The following is an 18326-nucleotide window of genomic DNA, read 5'->3' as shown; positions in this document are numbered from 1 at the left end:
GGTAGTCGTAGCAACCACTCTGATCATATGAAGGCCGCCATGAAGATTCGCCGTTCGACGATTCCCGCCGCGGTGGCTGCCGTCGTCGCGTTGTTGTTCGCGTTCGCCGCGCCGGCGAGCGCCGACGGGTTCCAGGACGTGGTCCACGGGCTGAAGACCCAGGGGTTCTACCTGTCCAAGGACTCGGGTGCGACGATGTCGAGCTCGGACCAGCAGAGCGTCGTCAGCGCGCTCAAGGCCGACGAGTCGACGATCCGGATGGCCGTCGTGAAGCAGAGCCGGGTCACCACCGCAGGTCTGCGCCAGCTCGACACCGCCCTGGGCAAGAAGGGCACCCTGATCCTGCTCGACGCGAGCGGCCAGCGGATCCTCGCGGGATCCCACGAGGGCCTGGGCAGCGACAAGATCAAGACGCTGGTGTCCCAGGCGCGGGGTGACTCCTCGAACCTCAAGGACCTCCTGCTCAACCTGGACAAACGCTTCGACAAGGCGGTCGCGGACAAGAAGTCCGGCTCGGCGACGGCCGGGTTCGTCGTGCTCGGCATCCTCGTGCTCGTCGTCGCGGGCGTCGTGGGCCTGATCTTCGTCGCCCGCAAGCGGCGCCGGGAGCGCGAGGCCAAGCAGCTGGCCGAGCTCAAGGAGAGCGTCTACGAGGACGTCACCCGGCTGGGTGAGGACATCACCGGGCTCAACCTCAACGTCATGGACCCGAACCTCGACTCGGCCGCCCGGGACGACTACCAGCGGGCCATGGACTCCTACGACCGGGCCAAGGCGGCCGCCGACTCGGCACGCCGCCCGGAGGACATGCGCAAGGTCACCGAGGCCCTCGAGGACGGCCGCTACTACATGACCGCGGTACGGGCCCGCCTCGACGGCCGGCCGGCGCCCGAACGGCGCGCGCCCTGCTTCTTCAACCCGCAGCACGGCCCGTCGGTGCAGGACGTCATGTGGGCGCCCCCGGGCGGCGCGCCCCGCTCGGTCCCGGCCTGTGCCGCCGACGCGCAGGCGGTGCTGTCCGGCCACGACCCGGACGCCCGCCTGGTCACGGTCGGCGGTCACCGTCGCCCGTACTGGGACGCCGGACCGGCCTACGCGCCGTACGCCGGCGGCTACTACTCCGGCTTCGGCGGCGGCGACATGCTCGGCGGCCTGCTCATCGGCACGGCCCTGGGTTCGCTGTTCAGCGGTGGCTTCGGCGGCCACGGTGGGTACGACGCGGGTTACGCGGCCGGCGTCGATGCCGGCAACGACGGCGGCTGGGGCTTCGGCGGCGGAGATGGCGGTGGCGGTGGCGGCTTCGACATCGGCGGCGGCGACTTCGGCGGCTTCGACGGCGGCGGTGACTTCGGCGGCGGGGGTGACTGGTGATGGAGGCCCCCACTGACCCGGCTGCCGGGTGACCCGACCCTCCTCCGGAGGGCGCTGTACACCGTCGGATTCCGGCTCCCTCCGGAGAACCGGAGCTGGGTCCGGCATGACCTGACCGACGCGGGGTGGCGTGGCCGCATGATGGCCCGCCACCTCGTTCTCATGTTCCCGATCTGCGTGCTGCTCGCGCTGCTCCCCGCCGAGTGGGGCATCCGGCTGGCCGTCGCCGCCCTCGCGCTGGTGAGCAGCACCTTCGTCGTCGCCGTCAACGCGGCCGACATCCGTCAGGCGCGGCTGCGCCAACACGGCCTGCCCGTTCCCGACGACCCGGAACGCGGCCATCCACCCCACTGACCTGGGGTTTCACGTCATCCACAGGGGCCGTCCACAGTAATCGTCCACAACCTGTGGATAACTTCTCCTCGCCATGGCGACGGCCCTGACCCGCTCGCCCCTGCCCGAATCAGGCTGGCGCGTCCGCCACATCCTGTGTCAGAGTTATAGAACTATTGCAGGGAGATATATAACTCATGAGGAGGGCTGGCATGGTGACGGACGTACGGCCGCAAACGCCGCGGGAGGCGGTGGCGCGGCCCGCGACGATGAGCGATCCGGGGCCGCGCGGCAGGTTCGGCGACCACGGCGGACGGTACGTTCCGGAGTCGCTGGTGGCGGCGTGCGGGCAGGTCGAGGAGGCATTCCGCGCGGCGTGGGCCGACCCGGCCTTCCGCGCGGCCCTCGCGGCGCTGCTGACCGAGCACGTCGGCCGCCCGACGCCGCTGACCCGGGCCCGGCGGCTCTCCGCCGAGCTGGGCATCGACCTCCTGCTCAAACGCGAGGACCTGGCCCACACCGGCTCACACAAGATCAACAATGTGATGGGGCAGGCGCTGCTCGCCGCCCGGATGGGCCGGACCCGGCTGATCGCCGAGACAGGCGCCGGGCAGCACGGGGTGGCCACCGCGACCGCCGCCGCCCTGCTCGGCCTGCGGGCCACCGTCTTCATGGGCGAACGCGACATCGAGCGGCAGGCGCTGAACGTCTTCCGGATGCGCCTGCTCGGCGCCGAGGTGATCCCGGTGACGACGGGCAGCCGGACGCTCAAGGACGCCACCAGCGAGGCGATGCGCCACTGGGTCGGCGCGCTCGAGGACTCCCACTACTGCATGGGGTCCGTCGTCGGGCCCCACCCGTACCCGTGGATGGTCCGGGAGTTCCAGCGGGTCATCGGCGACGAGGCGCGCGGGCAGTGCGCCGCCGAGCTCGCCGTCGGCGCGCCGGACTACGTCGTGGCCTGTGTCGGAGGAGGGTCCAACGCCGCGGGCACCTTCGCCGGCTTCGCCGACGGCCCGGCCCGGCTCGTCGGGGTCGAGGCCGAGGGCGGCTCCGGCGCGACCCACGGCCGGATCGGCGTGCTGCACGGCTTCCGCTCACGGTTCCTGCAGGACGACGACGGCCAGATCACCGAGGCGCACTCCATCGCCGCCGGGCTGGACTACCCGGGGGTCGGCCCGGAGCACGCCCACCTGCGCGACCTGGGCCGGGCCCGGTACGTCACGGTCACCGACGAGGAGGTGGTCGACGCGGCGGTGCGGCTCGCGCGTACGGAGGGGATCGTTCCCGCGCTCGAGTCCGCGCACGCCGTCGCCTGGGTGATCCGCGCCGCGGGCGAGGGTGAGCTGCCACCCGGTGCGACGGTCCTGCTCACGCTGTCCGGGCGCGGCGACAAGGACATCTCGACGCTGATGGAGGTCATGAAATGACCGGCCCGACGATGACCGCGGGGACGCTGGAAACGCACCTGCGGAGCCGCCGCGACGACGGCCGTACGCTGCTCATGCCGTATCTGACCGGAGGGATCACCCCGGACTGGACCGACCACCTGCGGGCGTACGCCGAGGCCGGCGCCGACGCGATCGAGGTCGGGCTGCCGTTCTCCGATCCCACCCTCGACGGCGTCACCATCCAGGAGGCGTCGAACGCGGCGCTGGCGCGCGGGGCGACGGTGCGCCGGATCCTCGCCGACGTCGCCGGCCTGGGCGAACCGGCCGTGCCCCTGGTCGCCAGCACGTACTACAACCTGGTCCTGCGGGACGGGCCGGAGGCGTTCTGCGCGGCGCTGCGGCAGGCCGGGATCACCGGGCTGATCGTGCCGGACCTGCCGCTGGACGAGGCCGGCGAGCTGACGGACGTCGCGGCCGCCGCGGGCGTCGACCTGGCACTGCTGGCCTCCCCGGCGACCCCGGAACCCCGCCTGGCGGAGATCGGCCGGCGCAGCCGCGGGTTCGTCTACGCCGTCTCGCTGATGGGCACGACCGGCGAGCGGGCCGCCCTCGCCGAGTCGGCGACGGCACTGGCCGAACGGATCAAGCGGAGCACGGACCGCCCGGTTCTCCTCGGGTTCGGCATCTCCACTCCGGAACAGGCGGTGGCGGCCGGCCGCGGCGCCGACGGCGTCGTCATCGGCGCGGCGCTGATGCGGCAGGTGCTCGACGGGTCCGGCCCGCGCCCCGTCGGCGCCTTCCTGGCTAGTATTCGCCGAGCGCTCGACAAGGAGATCTGAACCGCGGAGGAGGCAGATGGCCCGCGACACCGGCCACGAGGCGAGGTACCGCACCATCGCCGCCGACCTCGCCGCGAAGATCAAGGCAGGCCACTACGCCCCCGGCGAGGCGCTCCCGCCGCAGCGCGAGCTGAGCGCCTCGTACGGGGTCACCCTCATGACGCTCCGCCAGGCGCTGCGCCGGCTCAGCGACGAGGGGCTGATCGTTCAGCGGCCGGGCCGGGGCACGTTCGTCGCGCCGCCGCACCTGGCGCTCGGCTCGCTCCGGAGTTTCGCCGACGATCTGCGGGAGCAGGGCCACGAGGTGCGCACCGTCGTGCTCGGCCGGTCCGTGCGCCGGGCGCCGGCCCGGGTCGCCGCGCGGCTGCGCAGCCGTCCCGGGGAGACCGCGCTCCGGCTGGAGCGGCTCCGGGAGTTCGCCGGACGTCCGGCGATCCACCAGGTCTCCTGGGTCCGGCAGCCGTACGCCGAGCAGGTCCGTGACCGGGACTTCACCGGCGTCTCCCTGTACGGCGCCCTCGCCGACGCCGGCGTCGCCGTGGCGCGCGCCTCGGAGTCGATCCGCCCCGGCCTGCTCGACGCCGCCCTCTCGGAGCACCTGAAGGAGCCGGTGGGCAGCCCGGTCTTCACCAGCGACCGGATCACCTACACGCTCGACGGCACCGCCATCGTCGACGACCGCGCCACCATCCTCGGCAGCATGATGGAGATCGGCACCGAGCGGGCCGCGACCGGCCTGTCGCTCACCTGGGGAGCGACAGGTCAGTGATCAGGTGGCGGCTTGACGCGCCATCCACTTCTCCAGGCCGTCGGCGTCCAGGGGAAGAGCCTCGGACAGGACCTCCGCGCCGTCGGGTACGACCAGCAGGTCGTCCTCGAGCCGTACGCCGATCCCCCGCAGCTCCGGTGGCACGGTTCGATCGTGGGCGTGGAAGTACAGGCCGGGTTCGACGGTGAGCACCATGTCGGGCGCCATGACGGCACCCTGGTAGGCATCCTCACTGGCCCGATGGCAGTCGTGCACGTCCAGGCCCAGGTGATGGCCGATGCCGCACACCAGGTAGCGGCGGTGGTGCTGGCCCGTGTCGGACAGCGCCTCGTCCACGGAGACCGGCAGCAGTCCCCAGTCGGCCAGGCCGTGCGCGATCACCTCCATGGCCGCGTGGTGGAAGTCGGAGAACCGGCGGCCCGGCGCCACCGCCGCCATCCCCGCCCGGTGGGCCTTCTCGACCAGGTCGTGGACCTGCCGCTGGGCGGCGGAGAACCGGCCGGAGGCGGGGAACGTACGGGTGACGTCGGCGGTGTAGTGACTGCGGACCTCGACGCCCATGTCGAGCAGGACCAGTTCGTCCGGGAGTACGGGGCCGTCGCAGCGTACCCAGTGCAGGGTGGGCGCGTGCTTGCCGCTTCCGACGATCGTGGCGTAGCCGGGGCCGTTGCCGTACGCACGGGCGTACCGGTCGAAAGTGCCCTGCAGCCACCGCTCTCCCGGCCCGGCGATCGCGGCCGGGATCTCCCGGACGACCGCCGCGAAGCCCTCGACGGTGCGATCCACCGCCTCGCGCAGCTGACCGATCTCCCACGGGTCCTTGAACATGCGCAGCTCGGCCAGTGTCCGGCCGACCTCCTCATCGACGGTCACCTCCTCGGAGAGTTCCGAGAGGGGCAGGACGTCGATGCCGAGTACCCGCGCCCAGTCGTCCGGACCCGGCGCGGATCCGACCCAGAGTTCGCCGTGCCTGGCGTCGGTCCAGAAACCCGGCTCGCCGGGATAGGCGGGCGGCGGTACGTAGAGGGTGGCGTCGGCGCCGTGGAGCACCACGACGGCGTTCTCGATGGAGCAGCCCGTCACCCAGTAGAAGTCGCTGTTCGGGCGGAAGTCGTACGTCGTGTCGTTGCTGCGGGTGGGAGCCTCACCGGCGGCCAGCGCGATGGTCCGGCCGGGGAGGGCGGCGGCGAGACGGTCCCGGTGGGCGGCGGCGGCCTCGGCGGCGCCGGGGACGACGTGCGGGGTGCGGTCGGGGGTGTCCCAGCCCGTGTCCATGTACTCGACGAACGCGGGGATGTCCTTCAGCTTCGGGGGCCTGCCCTCACTCACTGGTGATTCCTCCTCCTGTCTCGCGGACCATCTCCCGCTCGCTTTTTCGCATGCGCTCTGAGCTGCCCAAATACCATCGAGCACTCCAGTACGATGTGGCATTGCACTGAACCATAAGGCGCTGGAAGGCAGCTGCCAAGAGAGGGCAAAGGAATTTATCGCGCAACTCGACGGATTCCGAAAACTTTGCCCGAACCCGGCCCGGTGACGCCATCGTCGGCGCACTCGCCGGACGGTTCCGCGCGGCGCAGGTGGAGGTGCGCTCCGACGACGGGACCGTCCCCGATCGGACCGCTCAGTAGGCCGATTCCTGCATGAGGCGGCGGGCGGCCTCGGTGATGCTGCCGGACACGGACGGGTAGACCGCGAAGGTGTGCGCGACCTGGTCGACGGTCAGGTGCTGCTGCACCGCCATCGACAGGCCGAGGATCAGCTCGCTCGCCCGGGGCGCGACGATGACGCCGCCGAGCACGATGCCGGTCGCCGGCCGGCAGAACAGCTTCACGAAGCCGTCGAGGAAGCCCTGCATCTTCGCGCGCGGGTTGGTGGCCAGCGGCAGCTTCACGATGCGGGCCGGGACCTCACCGGAGTCGATCTGCGCCTGGGAGACGCCGACCGTGGCGACCTCCGGATCGGTGAAGATGTTGGCCGCCACCCAGCCGAGCTTGAGCGGCTGGACGGCCTCGCCGAGGGCGTGCCACATCGCGATGCGGCCCTGCATGGCGGCGACCGAGGCGAGCATCAGCACGCCGGTGCAGTCCCCCGCGGCGTACACGTGCGGCGCGGACGTGCGGGAGACCTTGTCGACCTGGATGAACCCGCAGTCGTCCAGTCGTACGCCGGCCTCTTCCAGGCCGAGCCCCCGGGTGTTCGGCTCCATGCCGACCGTCATGAGGCAGTGGGAGCCGCTGACCGTACGGCCGTCGGTGAGCGTCACCTCGACGCTGTCGCCGACGCGCTTCACCCCCGCTGCCCGGGAACGGGCCAGGAGGTTCATGCCGCGCCGCTGGAAGACCTCCTCCAGCACCCGCGCGGCGTCCTCGTCCTCGTTGGGCAGGACGTGGTCGCGGGAGGACACGAGCGTGACACGCGAGCCGAGCGCGAGGTACGCGTTGGCGAACTCGGCGCCGGTGACGCCCGACCCGACCACGATCAGGTCCTCCGGCAGTTCCGGCAGGTCGTACAGCTGACGCCAGTTGAGGATGCGCTCGCCGTCGGGCTCCGCGCCGGGCAGCACGCGCGGTGTCGCGCCCGTGGCGACGAGCACGACGTCGGCGTGGATCCGCTCGTCGCCGACCGCCACGATCTGCGGGTCGACGAGGCGGGCCTCGCCGCGGATGATCCGCACGCCCTCGTCCGCGACCCGCTGCTCGATGTCGGCGGACTGGGCCCAGGCCAGCTCCTTGACCCGTTTGTTCACGAGCGGGAGGTCGACCTCCGGTCCGCCGACCTCGCCGTCGCCGCCGCCGGAGAACCGCACGCCGAGGGACGCCGACTCCGACAGGACCGCCATCCGGGTCGAGGTCGCGATGAGGGTTTTGGACGGCACGCAGTCCGTCAGGACGCAGGCCCCGCCGGGCCCGTCCCGCTCGATCAGCGTGACGTCGGCGCCGAGTTGTGCCGCGACCAGGGCGGATTCGTAGCCGCCGGGGCCGCCTCCGATGATGGCTACGCGTGTCATATCGGTCATTCTCCCGCACTCCCGGGGTTGACGCGCCGTCGCGTCCCCGCAGCCCGTACGCTGGGCGACCGTGGCCTTGTACGCGGCGTACGCCTCCAACATGGATCCCGCACAGATGGCGCAGCGGGCACCGCACTCGCCCCTGCGCACCACCGGCTGGCTGAAGGGCTGGCGGTTGACCTTCGGCGGCGAGAACGTCGGCTTCGAAGGCGCCCTCGCCACCGTGGTCGAGGACGCGGACGAGCACGTCTTCGTCGTGCTGTACGACGTTCCGGACTGCGACGAGCAGGCGCTCGACGAGTGGGAAGGGGCCGCCCTCAGCGTCTACCGCAAGACCCGCGTGCGGATCGCCACCCTCGACGGCGACGTCCTCGCCTGGCTCTACGTTCTCGACGCCTACGAGGGAGGCCTGCCGTCCGCGCGGTATCTCGGCATCCTCGCGGACGCCGCGGAGAAGGCCGGGGGACCCGACGACTACGTCAAGGACCTGCGCACGCGCCCGTGCAAGTCGCTCGGCGACTGAATCGGCGGCTGAATCGGCGTTTGAAAGGGCCCGCGCTTCTCTCGGTGCACGTCGCCCCGCGGCTGAAGCGGCCTGCGCTTTCGTCCGTGCACGTCGCCCCGCGACTGACCGGTACGCGACGTGGGTAATCTGGGCGCTTGTGAGCAATGACGCCTACGAGCTGGCCCGATCAGCGGCCGACGTCCTGAAACGACGCCTCACCGCCGACTCCTTCGACGTCGCCCTCGTCATGGGGTCCGGCTGGGTTCCGGCGGCCGACGCCCTCGGCGCGCCCGCCGACGAGATCCCCGTGACCGAACTCCCCGGCTTCGCCGAACCCGGCGTGCCCGGCCACGCGGGCGCGATCCGCGTCGTCGAGGTGGGGACCAAGCGCGCGCTGGTCTTCCTCGGCCGCACCCACCTGTACGAGGGCCGGGGCGTACAGCCGGTCGTGCACGGCGTCCGCACCGCGCTGGCCGCCGGCGTCAAGACGGTCGTGCTCACCAACGCCGCGGGCGGCACCCGCCCGGAGTGGCAGAAGGTCGGCGACCCGGTGCTGATCTCCGACCACCTGAACCTCACCGGCCACAACCCGATCACCGGGCCGACCTTCGTCGACCTGACGGAGGCGTACTCCCCGGCCCTGCGGTCCCTCGTCAAGGACATCGACCCGTCGCTGGCCGAGGGCGTCTACGCCGCGCTGCCCGGCCCGTCGTACGAGACGCCGGCGGAGATCCGGATGCTGCGCACGCTCGGCGCGGACCTGGTCGGCATGTCCACGGTCCTGGAGACGATCGCGGCCCGGGAGGGCGGCGCCGACGTGCTGGGCATCTCCCTGGTGACGAACATCGCCGCCGGGCTGACCGGCGAGCCCCTGGACCACCTCGAGGTGCTGGCCGCCGGGCGGGCCGCCGCCGAGCGGATGGGCGCACTCCTGGGCAAGGCCCTCCGGGCCCTGTAGGCGTACGAGGCGAGCGCCCCGGCCGGGGCGGAGTGGACGGGACGGACACGTGAGCGACGGTTACCGGCGGCAGGCCGCGGAATGGCTGGACCAGGACCCCGACCCGGAGACCCGGGCGGAGCTGCGGGCGCTGCTGGGCGACGAGGCGGCGCTGGCCGAACGGTTCGGGGCGAAGCTGGAGTTCGGCACGGCGGGTCTGCGCGGAGAGCTCGGCGCCGGACCCAACCGGATGAATCGGGTGACGGTGATGCGGGCCGCCGCCGGCCTCGCCGCCGTCCTGACCTCCGACGAGGCGGCGGAGCGGTTCGAGCGGGCCGACAACGGCGGCTCCGTCGTGATCGGGTACGACGCGCGGCACAAGTCCGACACGTTCGCCGAGGACTCCGCGGCCGTGCTCGCCGGGGCGGGTCTCACGGTGCACCTGATGCCGCGGCCGCTGCCGACGCCGGTCCTCGCGTACGCCGTCCGTCACCTGGGCGCCGACGCCGGCGTCATGGTGACCGCCAGCCACAACCCGCCGCGGGACAACGGCTACAAGGTCTACTGGGGCGACGGCGCCCAGATCATCCCGCCGCTCGACTCGGAGATCTCCCGCGCGATCGACGCCGTGGGACGGGTCGACGAGCTGCCGCGCGGAGCGGACTGGAACGTCCTCGACGAGAAGATCGTCGACGCCTACCTGCGGTCGCTGGCACGGCTGCCGCTGGGCTCCGCGCGGGACGTGTCCGTCGCGTACACGCCGCTGCACGGGGTGGGCGGGGAGGTGCTGCGCCGCGCGTTCGAGTGGAGCGGCTTCCCGGTCCCGGACGTCGTCGCCGAACAGGAACGGCCCGACCCGGACTTCCCGACCGTGGCCTTCCCCAACCCGGAGGAGCCCGGCGCGATGGACCTGGCCCTCGACCTGGGCAAGGGCCACGACCTGGTGATCGCGAACGACCCGGACGCCGACCGCTGCGCCGTGGCCGTCGGCGGGCGGATGCTGACCGGGGACGAGGTCGGCGGGCTGCTGGCCGAGCACGTCCTGCGGCACACCGGCGGCGCCGACCGGCTCGTCGTCACGACGATCGTGTCCTCGTCACTGCTCGGCAAGATCGCGGCGGCGCACGGCGTCCGCTACGCCGAGTCGCTGACCGGGTTCAAGTGGATCATGAAGGCGGGCACCGCCCGCGACCGTCTGGTGTACGGCTACGAGGAGGCCCTGGGCCACTGCGTCGGCGGGGACGACGGCGTACCCGTGCGCGACAAGGACGGCATCGGCGCGGCGCTCGCCGTCGCCGCGCTGGCGGCCGAGGCGAAGGTAGAGGGCCGGACGCTCATCGACCTCCTCGACGACCAGGCGCGCCGGTACGGCCTGCACGCGACCTCCCAGCTGTCGGTACGCGTCGCCGACCTGTCGCTCATCGCGGACGCCATGGCCCGGCTGCGCGCGACGCCCCCGGACCGCCTCGGCGGCCGTACGGTCACGGCGCTGGACGACCTGTCCGCCGGGCTGGGCGGTCTGCCGCCGACGGACGGCCTGCGCTTCCGGCTGTCCGAGGGCGGCCGCGTCGTCGTCCGCCCGTCCGGCACCGAGCCGAAGCTCAAGTGCTACCTCGAGGTCGTCGAACCGGTGACCGCTTCGGTCGCCGACGCCCGTACGAGGGCCGACACGGCACTGGCGGCACTCCGCGCCGACCTGGCGGGCGTCCTCGGACTGTGACCCGTCGGTCCGGCCGCTGCCGACCGAGGTCGCATCGGCGTCGACTTTCGGCCGATGCCGGTCCGCCCTGCGAGAACCTACCGTTGACGTCCATGAGCGGTATGGCGGTGTCCCGCCCCGACCACCCGTCCCTCCTGCCCGCCCTCCTCCTCGCACCTGAACCGACGGAGCGAATCCGGCGGTCGGGCCGCGATTGGGCGGTGGACGTCGCCTGCTTCGTCCTGGCAGTGCTGTTCGGGGCGCTCATGTTGGTCCTCACCTCCCAGGGATCGCCCCCGCCCGGTCACCCGCCAAGGCTCCTTGACGTGACCATCGGCGCGCTGGGCTGCCTCGCCCTGTGGATACGCCGGCGCCGGCCGGTCGAGCTCGCGATCACCCTGAGCCTGCTGAGCAGCGTCTCCGCGACGGTCGCCGGGGCGGGGTGCATCGCCCTGTTCACGGTCGCCGTGCACCGGCGTTTCCGCACGGTGGCACTGGTCGCGATGGTGAATCTGGCCACCGGCCTGGTGTACGCAGCCACGTTCCCCGACCCGAAGAAGTCCTACTGGGCCGAGGTCGGGAGCGGGGCGGTATACAGCGTCATCATCAGCGCGGCGATCGTCGCCTGGGGGATGTTCGTCCGCGCCCGACGGCAGCTCATCCTGTCCCTGCGCGATCGCGCCCTACGGGCCGAGTCCGAGCAGCAGCTCCGCGTGAAGCAGGCCCGGCACCAGGAGCGCGCGCGGATCGCCCGGGAGATGCACGACGTGCTCGCCCACCGCATCTCCCTGCTGAGCGTGCACGCGGGCGCGCTGGAGTTCCGGCCCGGCGCTCCCCCGGAGGAGATCGCGAAGGCGGCGGGCGTGATCCGGGCCAGCGCGCACCAGGCTCTGCAGGACCTGCGCGAGGTGATCGGCGTGCTCCGTGAGGACGAGGCGGAGGACACCCCGGAACGCCCCCAGCCGAACATCGCCGACCTGCCCACGCTCATCGACGAGTCGCGGCGCGCCGGCATGACGGTGCGGTACGAGAACCGGCTGCACGACCTGGGCGCCGTGCCCACCGGCATCGGCCGCAGCGCCTACCGCACCGTCCAGGAGGCGCTCACGAACGCCCGCAAGCACGCCCCGAACGCCACGGTGAGCGTGGTCGTCGACGGGTCTGCGGGCTCCGAGCTCACGATCGAGGTGCGCAACCCGCTCGTGAACGCCGCGTCGGGGATCCCGGGCTCGGGCACGGGGCTGATCGGGCTGGCCGAACGCGCCATGCTGTCCGGCGGTCGGCTCGAACACGGCCCGACGCCGGACGGGGAGTTCCGCGTCCGGACATCGCTGCCCTGGCGCGGCGAGGCGGCCCGAGCGAACGCATCCGACGTGAACGCCTGATCCTGGTCCATCCGTCACACCGCCCGGCGGCGAGCCCTATTACTGTGTCCCCGTGACCATTCGCGTGCTGATCGTCGACGATGACGCATTGGTCCGTGCGGGCCTGTCGATGATGCTGGCCGGAGCCGACGATCTGCGGATCGTCGCGGAGGCCGGCGACGGCTCCGAGGTCGCCGCGCTCGTCGCCGAGCATGCGCCGGACGTCGTCCTCATGGACATCCGGATGCCCCGCGTGGACGGTCTCGCCGCGACCGAGGCCCTCCGCACTCGCGGCGGCGCTCCCGAGATCATCATCCTGACCACGTTCGACGCCGACGAGCACGTCCTGCGCGCCCTCCGGGCGGGCGCCGCCGGATTCCTGCTCAAGGACACCCCGCCGGGCGAGATCATCAACGCGATCCGGCGCGTCGCCGCCGGCGAACCGATCCTCTCCCCCAGCGTCACCCGGCGCCTGATCGCCCACGTCGCCCATACCCGCCACAACCCCGCCGAGGAACGCCTCGCTCGCCTCAGCGACCGCGAACGCGAGGTCGTCATCGCCATCGGCCAGGGCAAGTCGAACGCCGAGATCAGCTCCGAGCTCTACATGAGCGTCGCCACCGTCAAGGCCCACGTCTCCCGCCTCCTGGCCAAGCTCGAACTCAACAACCGCGTCCAGGTCGCCCTCCTCGCCCACGACGCCGGACTCCTCTAGTCCCCGGATCCGGTACTCTTAAGGGGTCACGCGGACGTGGCTCAGTTGGTAGAGCATCACCTTGCCAAGGTGAGGGTCGCGGGTTCGAATCCCGTCGTCCGCTCGGATCATCGTGCTCGCCGCCCCTTTGGGGCGGCTTCGCCGTTTTCGGGTATCTGTCCAGGGGGACGACCCCCTGGAACCCCCGGTGCCGGGCTGCGCCCGGCCCCCGCGCACCCCTCCACAACGGCTTCGCCATCCCCTGGCGTCCGTCCAAGGGGGCGAGCCCTGGAACCCGTGCACCCTCCCACAACGGCTTCGCTGGCTCCCGGTGTCCGTCCAAGGGGACGGCTCCCTGGAACTCCTGACGCCGGGCTACGTCGGTCCGCGTACCCCTCCCACCACGGCTTCGTCGTCTCCTGGTGCCTGTGCGACCCGGGCCTGGCGCGCCCTCCCACAATGGCTTGGCCGTTTCTGGCGAAGCCGTTGCGTCAGTGTCTGCCCGCTCGGGAAAGTGCGTCCTCGGCCTGGGCGGCGAGAGCGCTGACGAGGTCGGCCGCGGATGGCAGGTCGGTGATGAGATCGACGGCCTCGCCGGCCCAGACCGGCAGTGGGAGTAGATCGCCGCGGGCCACGTCATCCTGATAGGCCTGTTTGGCCTGAGGGTCGGCGGCGAGTTCCGCCTCTCTGCCTCGCCATCGGTCGAGGTAGGGGTGGCCGAGGGTGCGGGCGGTGTACTTCGAAGGCCACCGTGAGCTTCGAGCGATATCAAGGACCCTGTTGCGCTCGGTGTCCTCCCCGCGTCCCTCGATGATCGCCTTGGCGATCGACGGGTCGACGAGGGCCTCGGCCGTGGCCTGGAAGCGGGTGCCGAGGAGGGCCCCGGCGGCACCCAGTGCCAGGGCCGCGGCCACACCGCGCCCGTCGGCGATCCCGCCGGCCGCCAGCACCGGCACCGGCGCCGCCAGATCCACCACGACGGGTACGAACGGAAGCGTGGACCGCCCACGCCGGGCGCCGTGTCCACCGCCTTCGGTCCCCTGGGCCACGATGACGTCGGCGCCCAGGTCCACGGCCTGCCTGGCCTCCTCCAGATCGGTGACCTGGATGATCAGTAGCGCGCCGGCCGCGCGGATGCGCTCGGTGAACGGGCTCGGGTCGCCGAAGGACAACATCACCGCCCTGGGGTCGTACTCCAGCGCCCGCTCGACCGCGCCGACATCGATCGCCCAGGTCTGGAACCCGACACCCCACGGCTTCCCGGTGCCCTCCGCGACGATGGGCAACTCGCGGGCCAGCCAGTCCCGATCCCCGCTGCCGGCGCCCAGCAACCCGAGCCCTCCGCCGTTGGACACGGCCGCCGCCAGCGCGCCGCCGGCCGACCCGCCCATCGGCGCCAGCGCGATCGGGTGCTGCACACCGGACAACTCCGTGAATGCCGTCGACAATGCCATGACCGTCATCATTCTCTTTGGAAGGAGACCTCTCATGACCGGGTCTCGTTCGGACTCCGGCACGCGCCGGTTGACCCTCGAACTGCCCGCCGAGCTCGTCGAGTGGGTCTGGGCGTTCGCCGAGATCTCCCACCGGACGGTCGAGGACGTCGTCCGTCCCCTCATCGAGGCCGAGAAGACCCGTGTCACGGAGAACTGGGAGAGCAAGGGCCGCGAGTAAGGGGGGCGGTCCGGCCGGGACGGATGGTGTCCTCAGGCACACCCCTCTTGGCCTGCTAATGCCGTGTCCAGAATCGTTGGGTCGGTTAACGGGATGTTGGCGATCACCTGATCCGGACGAGGAAACGTGCGGTGTCGCCGACGGTCGCTGGTTTGTCGTAGGCACCTGCTGTAATCGCCTCGTGCCTCGACGTGTTGATCCGGATGCTCTCCGGGTGGTGCTACGCACCGCCCGGGTCGGCCTGCGCCTCACGCCCGCCCAACGGAAGCGGTGTTTCGGGCTGCTGGTCTCGGCCGGGGACGTATGGGCCTGTGTCTTGGACATGAACCGGTGGCGGCGACAGCGCGGCCTGCCTGCCGTGGTGTCATACCAGGCGTTGTGCCGGGAATTGTCGGCCGCCGGTCCGGGCACCTTCGGTGAGCTGGACGCTCAAGGGGCGCGGTCGGTGCTTCGCCGCTACAGCGACGCATGGTTCGCCGCCGCCAAAAACCGCAAGAGCGGCGATGTCTCGGCCCGATTCCCCCGCCGCAAACGCCGGTTGATGCCGGTCCGGTACTACCACGGCACCTTCACCCTCGATGGGCAGCGGTTACGACTCCCGGTCAGCCGGGGGTGCGCGCCATTGTGGGTGCGCCTGGACCGAGAGGTGCCCTACCCGGTGGAGCAGGTGCGGTCGGTCACCCTGCTCAACGAGGGCGGCCGGTTGTTCGTCGAGGTGACCGCCGAAGTCCCCATCGCCACCTACGCGCCCGGCACTGAACCCGACCGTGACCGGGTGGCGGGCGTGGATCCGGGGGTGATCCATCCGTTCGCGGCGTCCGGTCCGGACGGTGAGGGACTGGTGGTGTCGGGGCGGGCGATCCGCGCCGAAACACATCTGCACCTCAAAGACACCAAACACCGCCGCCGGACGATGGCCACCAGAGCTCCGAAGCCGGGCCAGGTTGGGTCGCGCAGATGGCGTAAATACCGGGCCCGCCAGCGCAAACTCGAAGCCCGGCACAAACGCCGAGTCAAGCAGGCCCAGCACGAGGCCGCCAAGACCGTCGTCGACTGGGCCGTGCAACGCCGGATCGGGACGCTCGTGGTCGGTGACCCGCGCGGCGTGCTGGAGATCAAGGCCGGGCGGCTGCACAACAAACGCATCAACGACTGGCGGGTCGACTACCTGCTCCGCTGCCTCAAGGACAAAGCCGAACAGGCCGGGATCCGCGTCGTACTGGTCGATGAGCGCGGCACGTCCTCGACCTGTCCGGCCTGCGGGCGACGGGTACCCAAACCCACCGGCCGCCGCTTCACCTGCATGCGTTGTGGTTTTACTGGGCACCGCGACCTGGTCGGTGGTGCCAACATCGCCCGGCGCGCACCGGGCGGCACCATCACCACCACCAACAAGTTCCCGGTGGTGATCACGCACCGTCGAGCCGGACGGCACCTCCCCGGTACCGGACCAGCCCGGCGTGATCCGAGACGACGCCCCCATCACGGCGCCATCGCAGGGTCCGTTGGCCGGCCGCGGCCCGCCCCACCACCCGGTGGGGAGTCGCTCGCCCCTGGCGAGGATCAACCAACACGGTCACACCGCGACGAACGTTGGTTGACACGGCACTAAGCCCATCGAGCGGCGCACATGCGGCGGATCGGCTTCGTCGTTCAACAATTCAACCCGCTTCCCACCCCGGCGTACTGCAGAACGTGACGCTTCCGCTGCGGCTGACCGGCCGGAAGGCGGACGGCCGGTACGCGCGCGAGATCCTTACGAAGAGGGGGCTCGACGATCGGCTGCGACCGTCCGGGACGGTCCCTGTTCACGATCGTGCCCTACAGCATCGCCCGGACGGGACGGGCACTGCCGGACGTGGGCACCGGGACGTACCTGGGCGTCGTCGTCATCGCCGCGGCGCTGACCCTCGGCACCGGTCTGACCGCCGCCCGGCGGGCGATCCGGATGCCGGCGGTGGAGGCGGTGACCCGCTGAGCGGCCTCTCGACGCAGGGCCCGGCGTCAGACCAGGGCGATGACGACGGCGACGACGAAGGCCAGGCCGGGCAGGGCCAGGGCGGTGATGGCGGGCCAGGCCCATGTCACGGCCGGCTCGGTCCCGTCCTGGCCGGATCGGCGGGAGCGCTCTTCGGCCATCTCGCCGAGCTGCTCGACCGCGTAGTCCGTCTGGGTTCGTCCCTTGACGTACTCCGCGACCTTGTCGGGCAGCTTCCGCTCCTCGCGGCGGGCCTTGGCCTCGAGGCGCATGCGGTTACGCGGGGAGACCTGGAGGACGAACGCCCGGAACCGCCGCTCACCGGCGTGGACGTACACGCCGTCACCGCCCTCGATCCGCTCGACCGCGCCCCACGGCACCCGCACGTCGCGGATCAGGTTGTGGAGGCGGACGGCCTCGTCGTCGGCGACGATGCGGGGCCGGAGCGCGATGACGTACGCGAGGCCGCAGCCGACGATCATGACCGTCGCGGCGATCAGCGAGGCGGCGTCGTCGCCCCGCCAGATGATGTCGACGAGGTTCGCGGCGGCGAAGACCATCCAGGCCCAGCCGAAGAAACGCGCGGCCGGCGGCCGGAACACCTTCGCACCCGCGGGGGTCTTCGGGAACACGGCGGCGGTCACGGGTGCGATCGCCACTTCAGCTGCGCGAACCCCGGCTTGATGACGCCGTTGATCAGCTCGAGGCGCTCGTCGAAGCCGATGAAGGCGGACTTCATGGCGTTGACCGTGAACCACTGCAGGTCGTCCCAGCCGTAGTCGAACGCCTCGACGAGCTTGGCGAACTCCTCCGACAGCGACGTGCCGCTCATCAGCCGGTTGTCGGTGTTGACGGTCACCCGGAAGTACAGACGGCGGAGCAGCCCGATGGGGTGCTCGGCGATGGACTTGGCCGCGCCGGTCTGGACGTTGGAGCTGGGGCACATCTCCAGCGGAATCCGCTTGTCCCGGACGTACGCCGCGAGCCGCCCGAGCCGGGGGCTCTCCGCGTCGCGTTCGGCGATGTCGTCGATGATGCGCACGCCGTGGCCGAGCCGGTCGGCGCCGCACCACTGGATGGCCTGCCAGATGGACGGCAGGCCGAACGCCTCGCCCGCGTGGATCGTGAAGTGGGCGTTCTCCCGCTGGAGGTACTCGAACGCGTCGAGGTGCCGGGTCGGGGGATATCCCGCCTCCGCGCCGGCGATGTCGAAGCCGACCACGCCCTCGTCGCGGTAGCGGACGGCCAGCTCGGCGATCTCCATGCTGCGGGCCTGGTGCCGCATCGCGGTGAGCAGCGTGCCGACCCGGATGCCGTGGTCCCGGCCGCCGTCGGCGAACCCCTTCAGCACCGCCTCGACGACCTGGTTCAGCGTCAGGCCGTTGCGGGTGTGCTGCTCGGGCGCGTAGCGGACCTCGGCGTAGACGATGCCGTCCTTGGCCAGGTCCTCGGCGCACTCGTACGCGACGCGGGTGAGGGCCTCGGCGGTCTGCATGACGCCGACCGTGTGGTCGAACGTCTCCAGGTAGCGCTCCAGCGAGCCGGAGTCGGACGCCTCGGCGAACCACGTGCGCAGAGCGCCCGGGTCGGTCGTGGGGAGCGCGTCGTAGCCCGTCTCGCGGGCGAGGTCCACGATGGTCTCCGGCCGCAGGCCGCCGTCGAGGTGATCGTGGAGGAGCACCTTGGGGGCCCGCCGGATGTCGTCGAGCACAGGGCGGTTCGTCACGCCTCGCACATTACCCGCCGTACGCCCCTCCCATCG

The 18326-nt window shown here is 71.7% G+C and carries 18 protein-coding genes and 1 tRNA gene; 14 read left to right on the top strand and 5 right to left on the bottom strand.

The genetic code is table 11. The annotated features are described in order from the left end of the window. Nucleotides 1-39: 39 nt before the first annotated feature. From ABEA24_RS05580 to ABEA24_RS05560, 5 genes are all read left to right on the top strand, one after another. Complete coding sequence (locus ABEA24_RS05580; RefSeq protein ID WP_345429524.1) at nucleotides 40-1371, top strand: hypothetical protein; 1332 nt, start codon at nucleotides 40-42, stop codon at nucleotides 1369-1371. A gap of 12 nt (nucleotides 1372-1383) precedes the next feature. Next, the gene (locus ABEA24_RS05575; RefSeq protein WP_345429622.1) at nucleotides 1384-1725 is read left to right on the top strand and encodes a DUF5313 family protein; all 342 of its coding nucleotides are present in this window, start codon (nucleotides 1384-1386) and stop codon (nucleotides 1723-1725) included. Nucleotides 1726-1916: 191 nt separating this feature from the next. Beyond that, nucleotides 1917-3134 (top strand): tryptophan synthase subunit beta, encoded by a 1218-nt coding sequence (gene trpB, locus ABEA24_RS05570; protein WP_425551142.1) that lies wholly within the window; start codon nucleotides 1917-1919, stop codon nucleotides 3132-3134. Then, on the top strand, nucleotides 3131-3934 hold the full coding sequence (trpA, locus tag ABEA24_RS05565) for a tryptophan synthase subunit alpha (RefSeq protein WP_345429523.1): 804 nt from the start codon (nucleotides 3131-3133) through the stop codon (nucleotides 3932-3934). The genes trpB and trpA overlap by 4 nt, the downstream gene beginning before the upstream one ends. A gap of 16 nt (nucleotides 3935-3950) precedes the next feature. Beyond that, nucleotides 3951-4703 carry a GntR family transcriptional regulator gene (locus ABEA24_RS05560; RefSeq protein ID WP_345429522.1) on the top strand — a complete coding sequence of 251 codons (753 nt, stop codon included), beginning with the start codon at nucleotides 3951-3953 and terminating at the stop codon, nucleotides 4701-4703. On the opposite strand, the gene ABEA24_RS05555 is transcribed toward ABEA24_RS05560, so the two are convergent. Both ABEA24_RS05555 and ABEA24_RS05550 read right to left on the bottom strand, forming a co-directional pair. After that, nucleotides 4704-6032: an aminopeptidase P family protein gene (locus ABEA24_RS05555; RefSeq protein WP_345429521.1), complete on the bottom strand. Its 1329-nt coding sequence runs from the start codon at nucleotides 6030-6032 to the stop codon at nucleotides 4704-4706. It abuts the gene before it with no gap. A 295-nt stretch (nucleotides 6033-6327) separates the two neighbouring features. Further along, nucleotides 6328-7713 (bottom strand): NAD(P)H-quinone dehydrogenase, encoded by a 1386-nt coding sequence (locus ABEA24_RS05550; protein ID WP_345429520.1) that lies wholly within the window; start codon nucleotides 7711-7713, stop codon nucleotides 6328-6330. Nucleotides 7714-7783: 70 nt separating this feature from the next. Here ABEA24_RS05550 and ABEA24_RS05545 point away from each other — a divergent pair, with 70 nt between their 5' ends. The 6 genes from ABEA24_RS05545 (at nucleotide 7784) to ABEA24_RS05520 (ending at nucleotide 13036) form a co-directional block, all read left to right on the top strand. Next, the gene (locus tag ABEA24_RS05545; RefSeq protein WP_345429519.1) at nucleotides 7784-8236 is read left to right on the top strand and encodes a gamma-glutamylcyclotransferase family protein; all 453 of its coding nucleotides are present in this window, start codon (nucleotides 7784-7786) and stop codon (nucleotides 8234-8236) included. A 139-nt stretch (nucleotides 8237-8375) separates the two neighbouring features. Beyond that, a complete protein-coding gene (locus ABEA24_RS05540; protein WP_345429518.1) occupies nucleotides 8376-9176 on the top strand; it encodes a purine-nucleoside phosphorylase in 801 nt (266 codons plus the stop codon). Nucleotides 9177-9225: 49 nt separating this feature from the next. Beyond that, complete coding sequence (locus tag ABEA24_RS05535) at nucleotides 9226-10875, top strand: phospho-sugar mutase (RefSeq protein ID WP_345429517.1); 1650 nt, start codon at nucleotides 9226-9228, stop codon at nucleotides 10873-10875. A gap of 92 nt (nucleotides 10876-10967) precedes the next feature. Next, nucleotides 10968-12239 (top strand): sensor histidine kinase, encoded by a 1272-nt coding sequence (locus tag ABEA24_RS05530; protein ID WP_345429516.1) that lies wholly within the window; start codon nucleotides 10968-10970, stop codon nucleotides 12237-12239. Between the two features lie 52 nt (nucleotides 12240-12291). Continuing rightward, complete coding sequence (locus ABEA24_RS05525) at nucleotides 12292-12933, top strand: response regulator (protein WP_345429515.1); 642 nt, start codon at nucleotides 12292-12294, stop codon at nucleotides 12931-12933. A 30-nt stretch (nucleotides 12934-12963) separates the two neighbouring features. Then, nucleotides 12964-13036: transfer RNA gene (locus ABEA24_RS05520), tRNA-Gly, on the top strand. A 367-nt stretch (nucleotides 13037-13403) separates the two neighbouring features. On the opposite strand, the gene ABEA24_RS05515 is transcribed toward ABEA24_RS05520, so the two are convergent. Then, on the bottom strand, nucleotides 13404-14366 hold the full coding sequence (locus tag ABEA24_RS05515; RefSeq protein WP_345429514.1) for an NAD(P)H-dependent flavin oxidoreductase: 963 nt from the start codon (nucleotides 14364-14366) through the stop codon (nucleotides 13404-13406). Between the two features lie 34 nt (nucleotides 14367-14400). Here ABEA24_RS05515 and ABEA24_RS05510 point away from each other — a divergent pair, with 34 nt between their 5' ends. The 3 genes from ABEA24_RS05510 (at nucleotide 14401) to ABEA24_RS05500 (ending at nucleotide 16564) form a co-directional block, all read left to right on the top strand. After that, nucleotides 14401-14586: a hypothetical protein gene (locus ABEA24_RS05510; RefSeq protein ID WP_345429513.1), complete on the top strand. Its 186-nt coding sequence runs from the start codon at nucleotides 14401-14403 to the stop codon at nucleotides 14584-14586. A 214-nt stretch (nucleotides 14587-14800) separates the two neighbouring features. Beyond that, nucleotides 14801-16198: an RNA-guided endonuclease InsQ/TnpB family protein gene (locus tag ABEA24_RS05505; protein WP_345429512.1), complete on the top strand. Its 1398-nt coding sequence runs from the start codon at nucleotides 14801-14803 to the stop codon at nucleotides 16196-16198. A gap of 204 nt (nucleotides 16199-16402) precedes the next feature. Further along, nucleotides 16403-16564: a hypothetical protein gene (locus ABEA24_RS05500; RefSeq protein ID WP_345429511.1), complete on the top strand. Its 162-nt coding sequence runs from the start codon at nucleotides 16403-16405 to the stop codon at nucleotides 16562-16564. A 26-nt stretch (nucleotides 16565-16590) separates the two neighbouring features. On the opposite strand, the gene ABEA24_RS05495 is transcribed toward ABEA24_RS05500, so the two are convergent. After that, nucleotides 16591-17223: a PH domain-containing protein gene (locus ABEA24_RS05495; protein WP_345429510.1), complete on the bottom strand. Its 633-nt coding sequence runs from the start codon at nucleotides 17221-17223 to the stop codon at nucleotides 16591-16593. Next, entirely contained in the window at nucleotides 17205-18290 is a 1086-nt protein-coding gene (locus ABEA24_RS05490; RefSeq protein WP_345429509.1) for an adenosine deaminase, read from the bottom strand. Before ABEA24_RS05490 ends, ABEA24_RS05495 begins: the two co-directional genes overlap by 19 nt. Between the last annotated feature and the right edge of the window lie 36 nt (nucleotides 18291-18326).

Source organism: Actinoallomurus vinaceus, assembly GCF_039542055.1.
Lineage (GTDB): Bacteria > Actinomycetota > Actinomycetes > Streptosporangiales > Streptosporangiaceae > Actinoallomurus > Actinoallomurus vinaceus.
Note: the sequence above shows the minus strand (reverse complement) of the source record. Positions and strands in the feature narration are given on the sequence as shown.

Coding starts and splice junctions, on each gene's coding strand:
- ABEA24_RS05580 (WP_345429524.1), top strand. CDS start 40: ATGAAGATTCGCCGTTCGACGATTCCCGCCGCGGTGGCTGCCGTCGTC.
- trpB (WP_425551142.1), top strand. CDS start 1,917: ATGGTGACGGACGTACGGCCGCAAACGCCGCGGGAGGCGGTGGCGCGG.
- trpA (WP_345429523.1), top strand. CDS start 3,131: ATGACCGGCCCGACGATGACCGCGGGGACGCTGGAAACGCACCTGCGG.
- ABEA24_RS05560 (WP_345429522.1), top strand. CDS start 3,951: ATGGCCCGCGACACCGGCCACGAGGCGAGGTACCGCACCATCGCCGCC.
- ABEA24_RS05550 (WP_345429520.1), bottom strand. CDS start 7,713: ATGACACGCGTAGCCATCATCGGAGGCGGCCCCGGCGGCTACGAATCC.
- ABEA24_RS05530 (WP_345429516.1), top strand. CDS start 10,968: ATGAGCGGTATGGCGGTGTCCCGCCCCGACCACCCGTCCCTCCTGCCC.
- ABEA24_RS05515 (WP_345429514.1), bottom strand. CDS start 14,366: ATGGCATTGTCGACGGCATTCACGGAGTTGTCCGGTGTGCAGCACCCG.
- ABEA24_RS05510 (WP_345429513.1), top strand. CDS start 14,401: ATGACCGGGTCTCGTTCGGACTCCGGCACGCGCCGGTTGACCCTCGAA.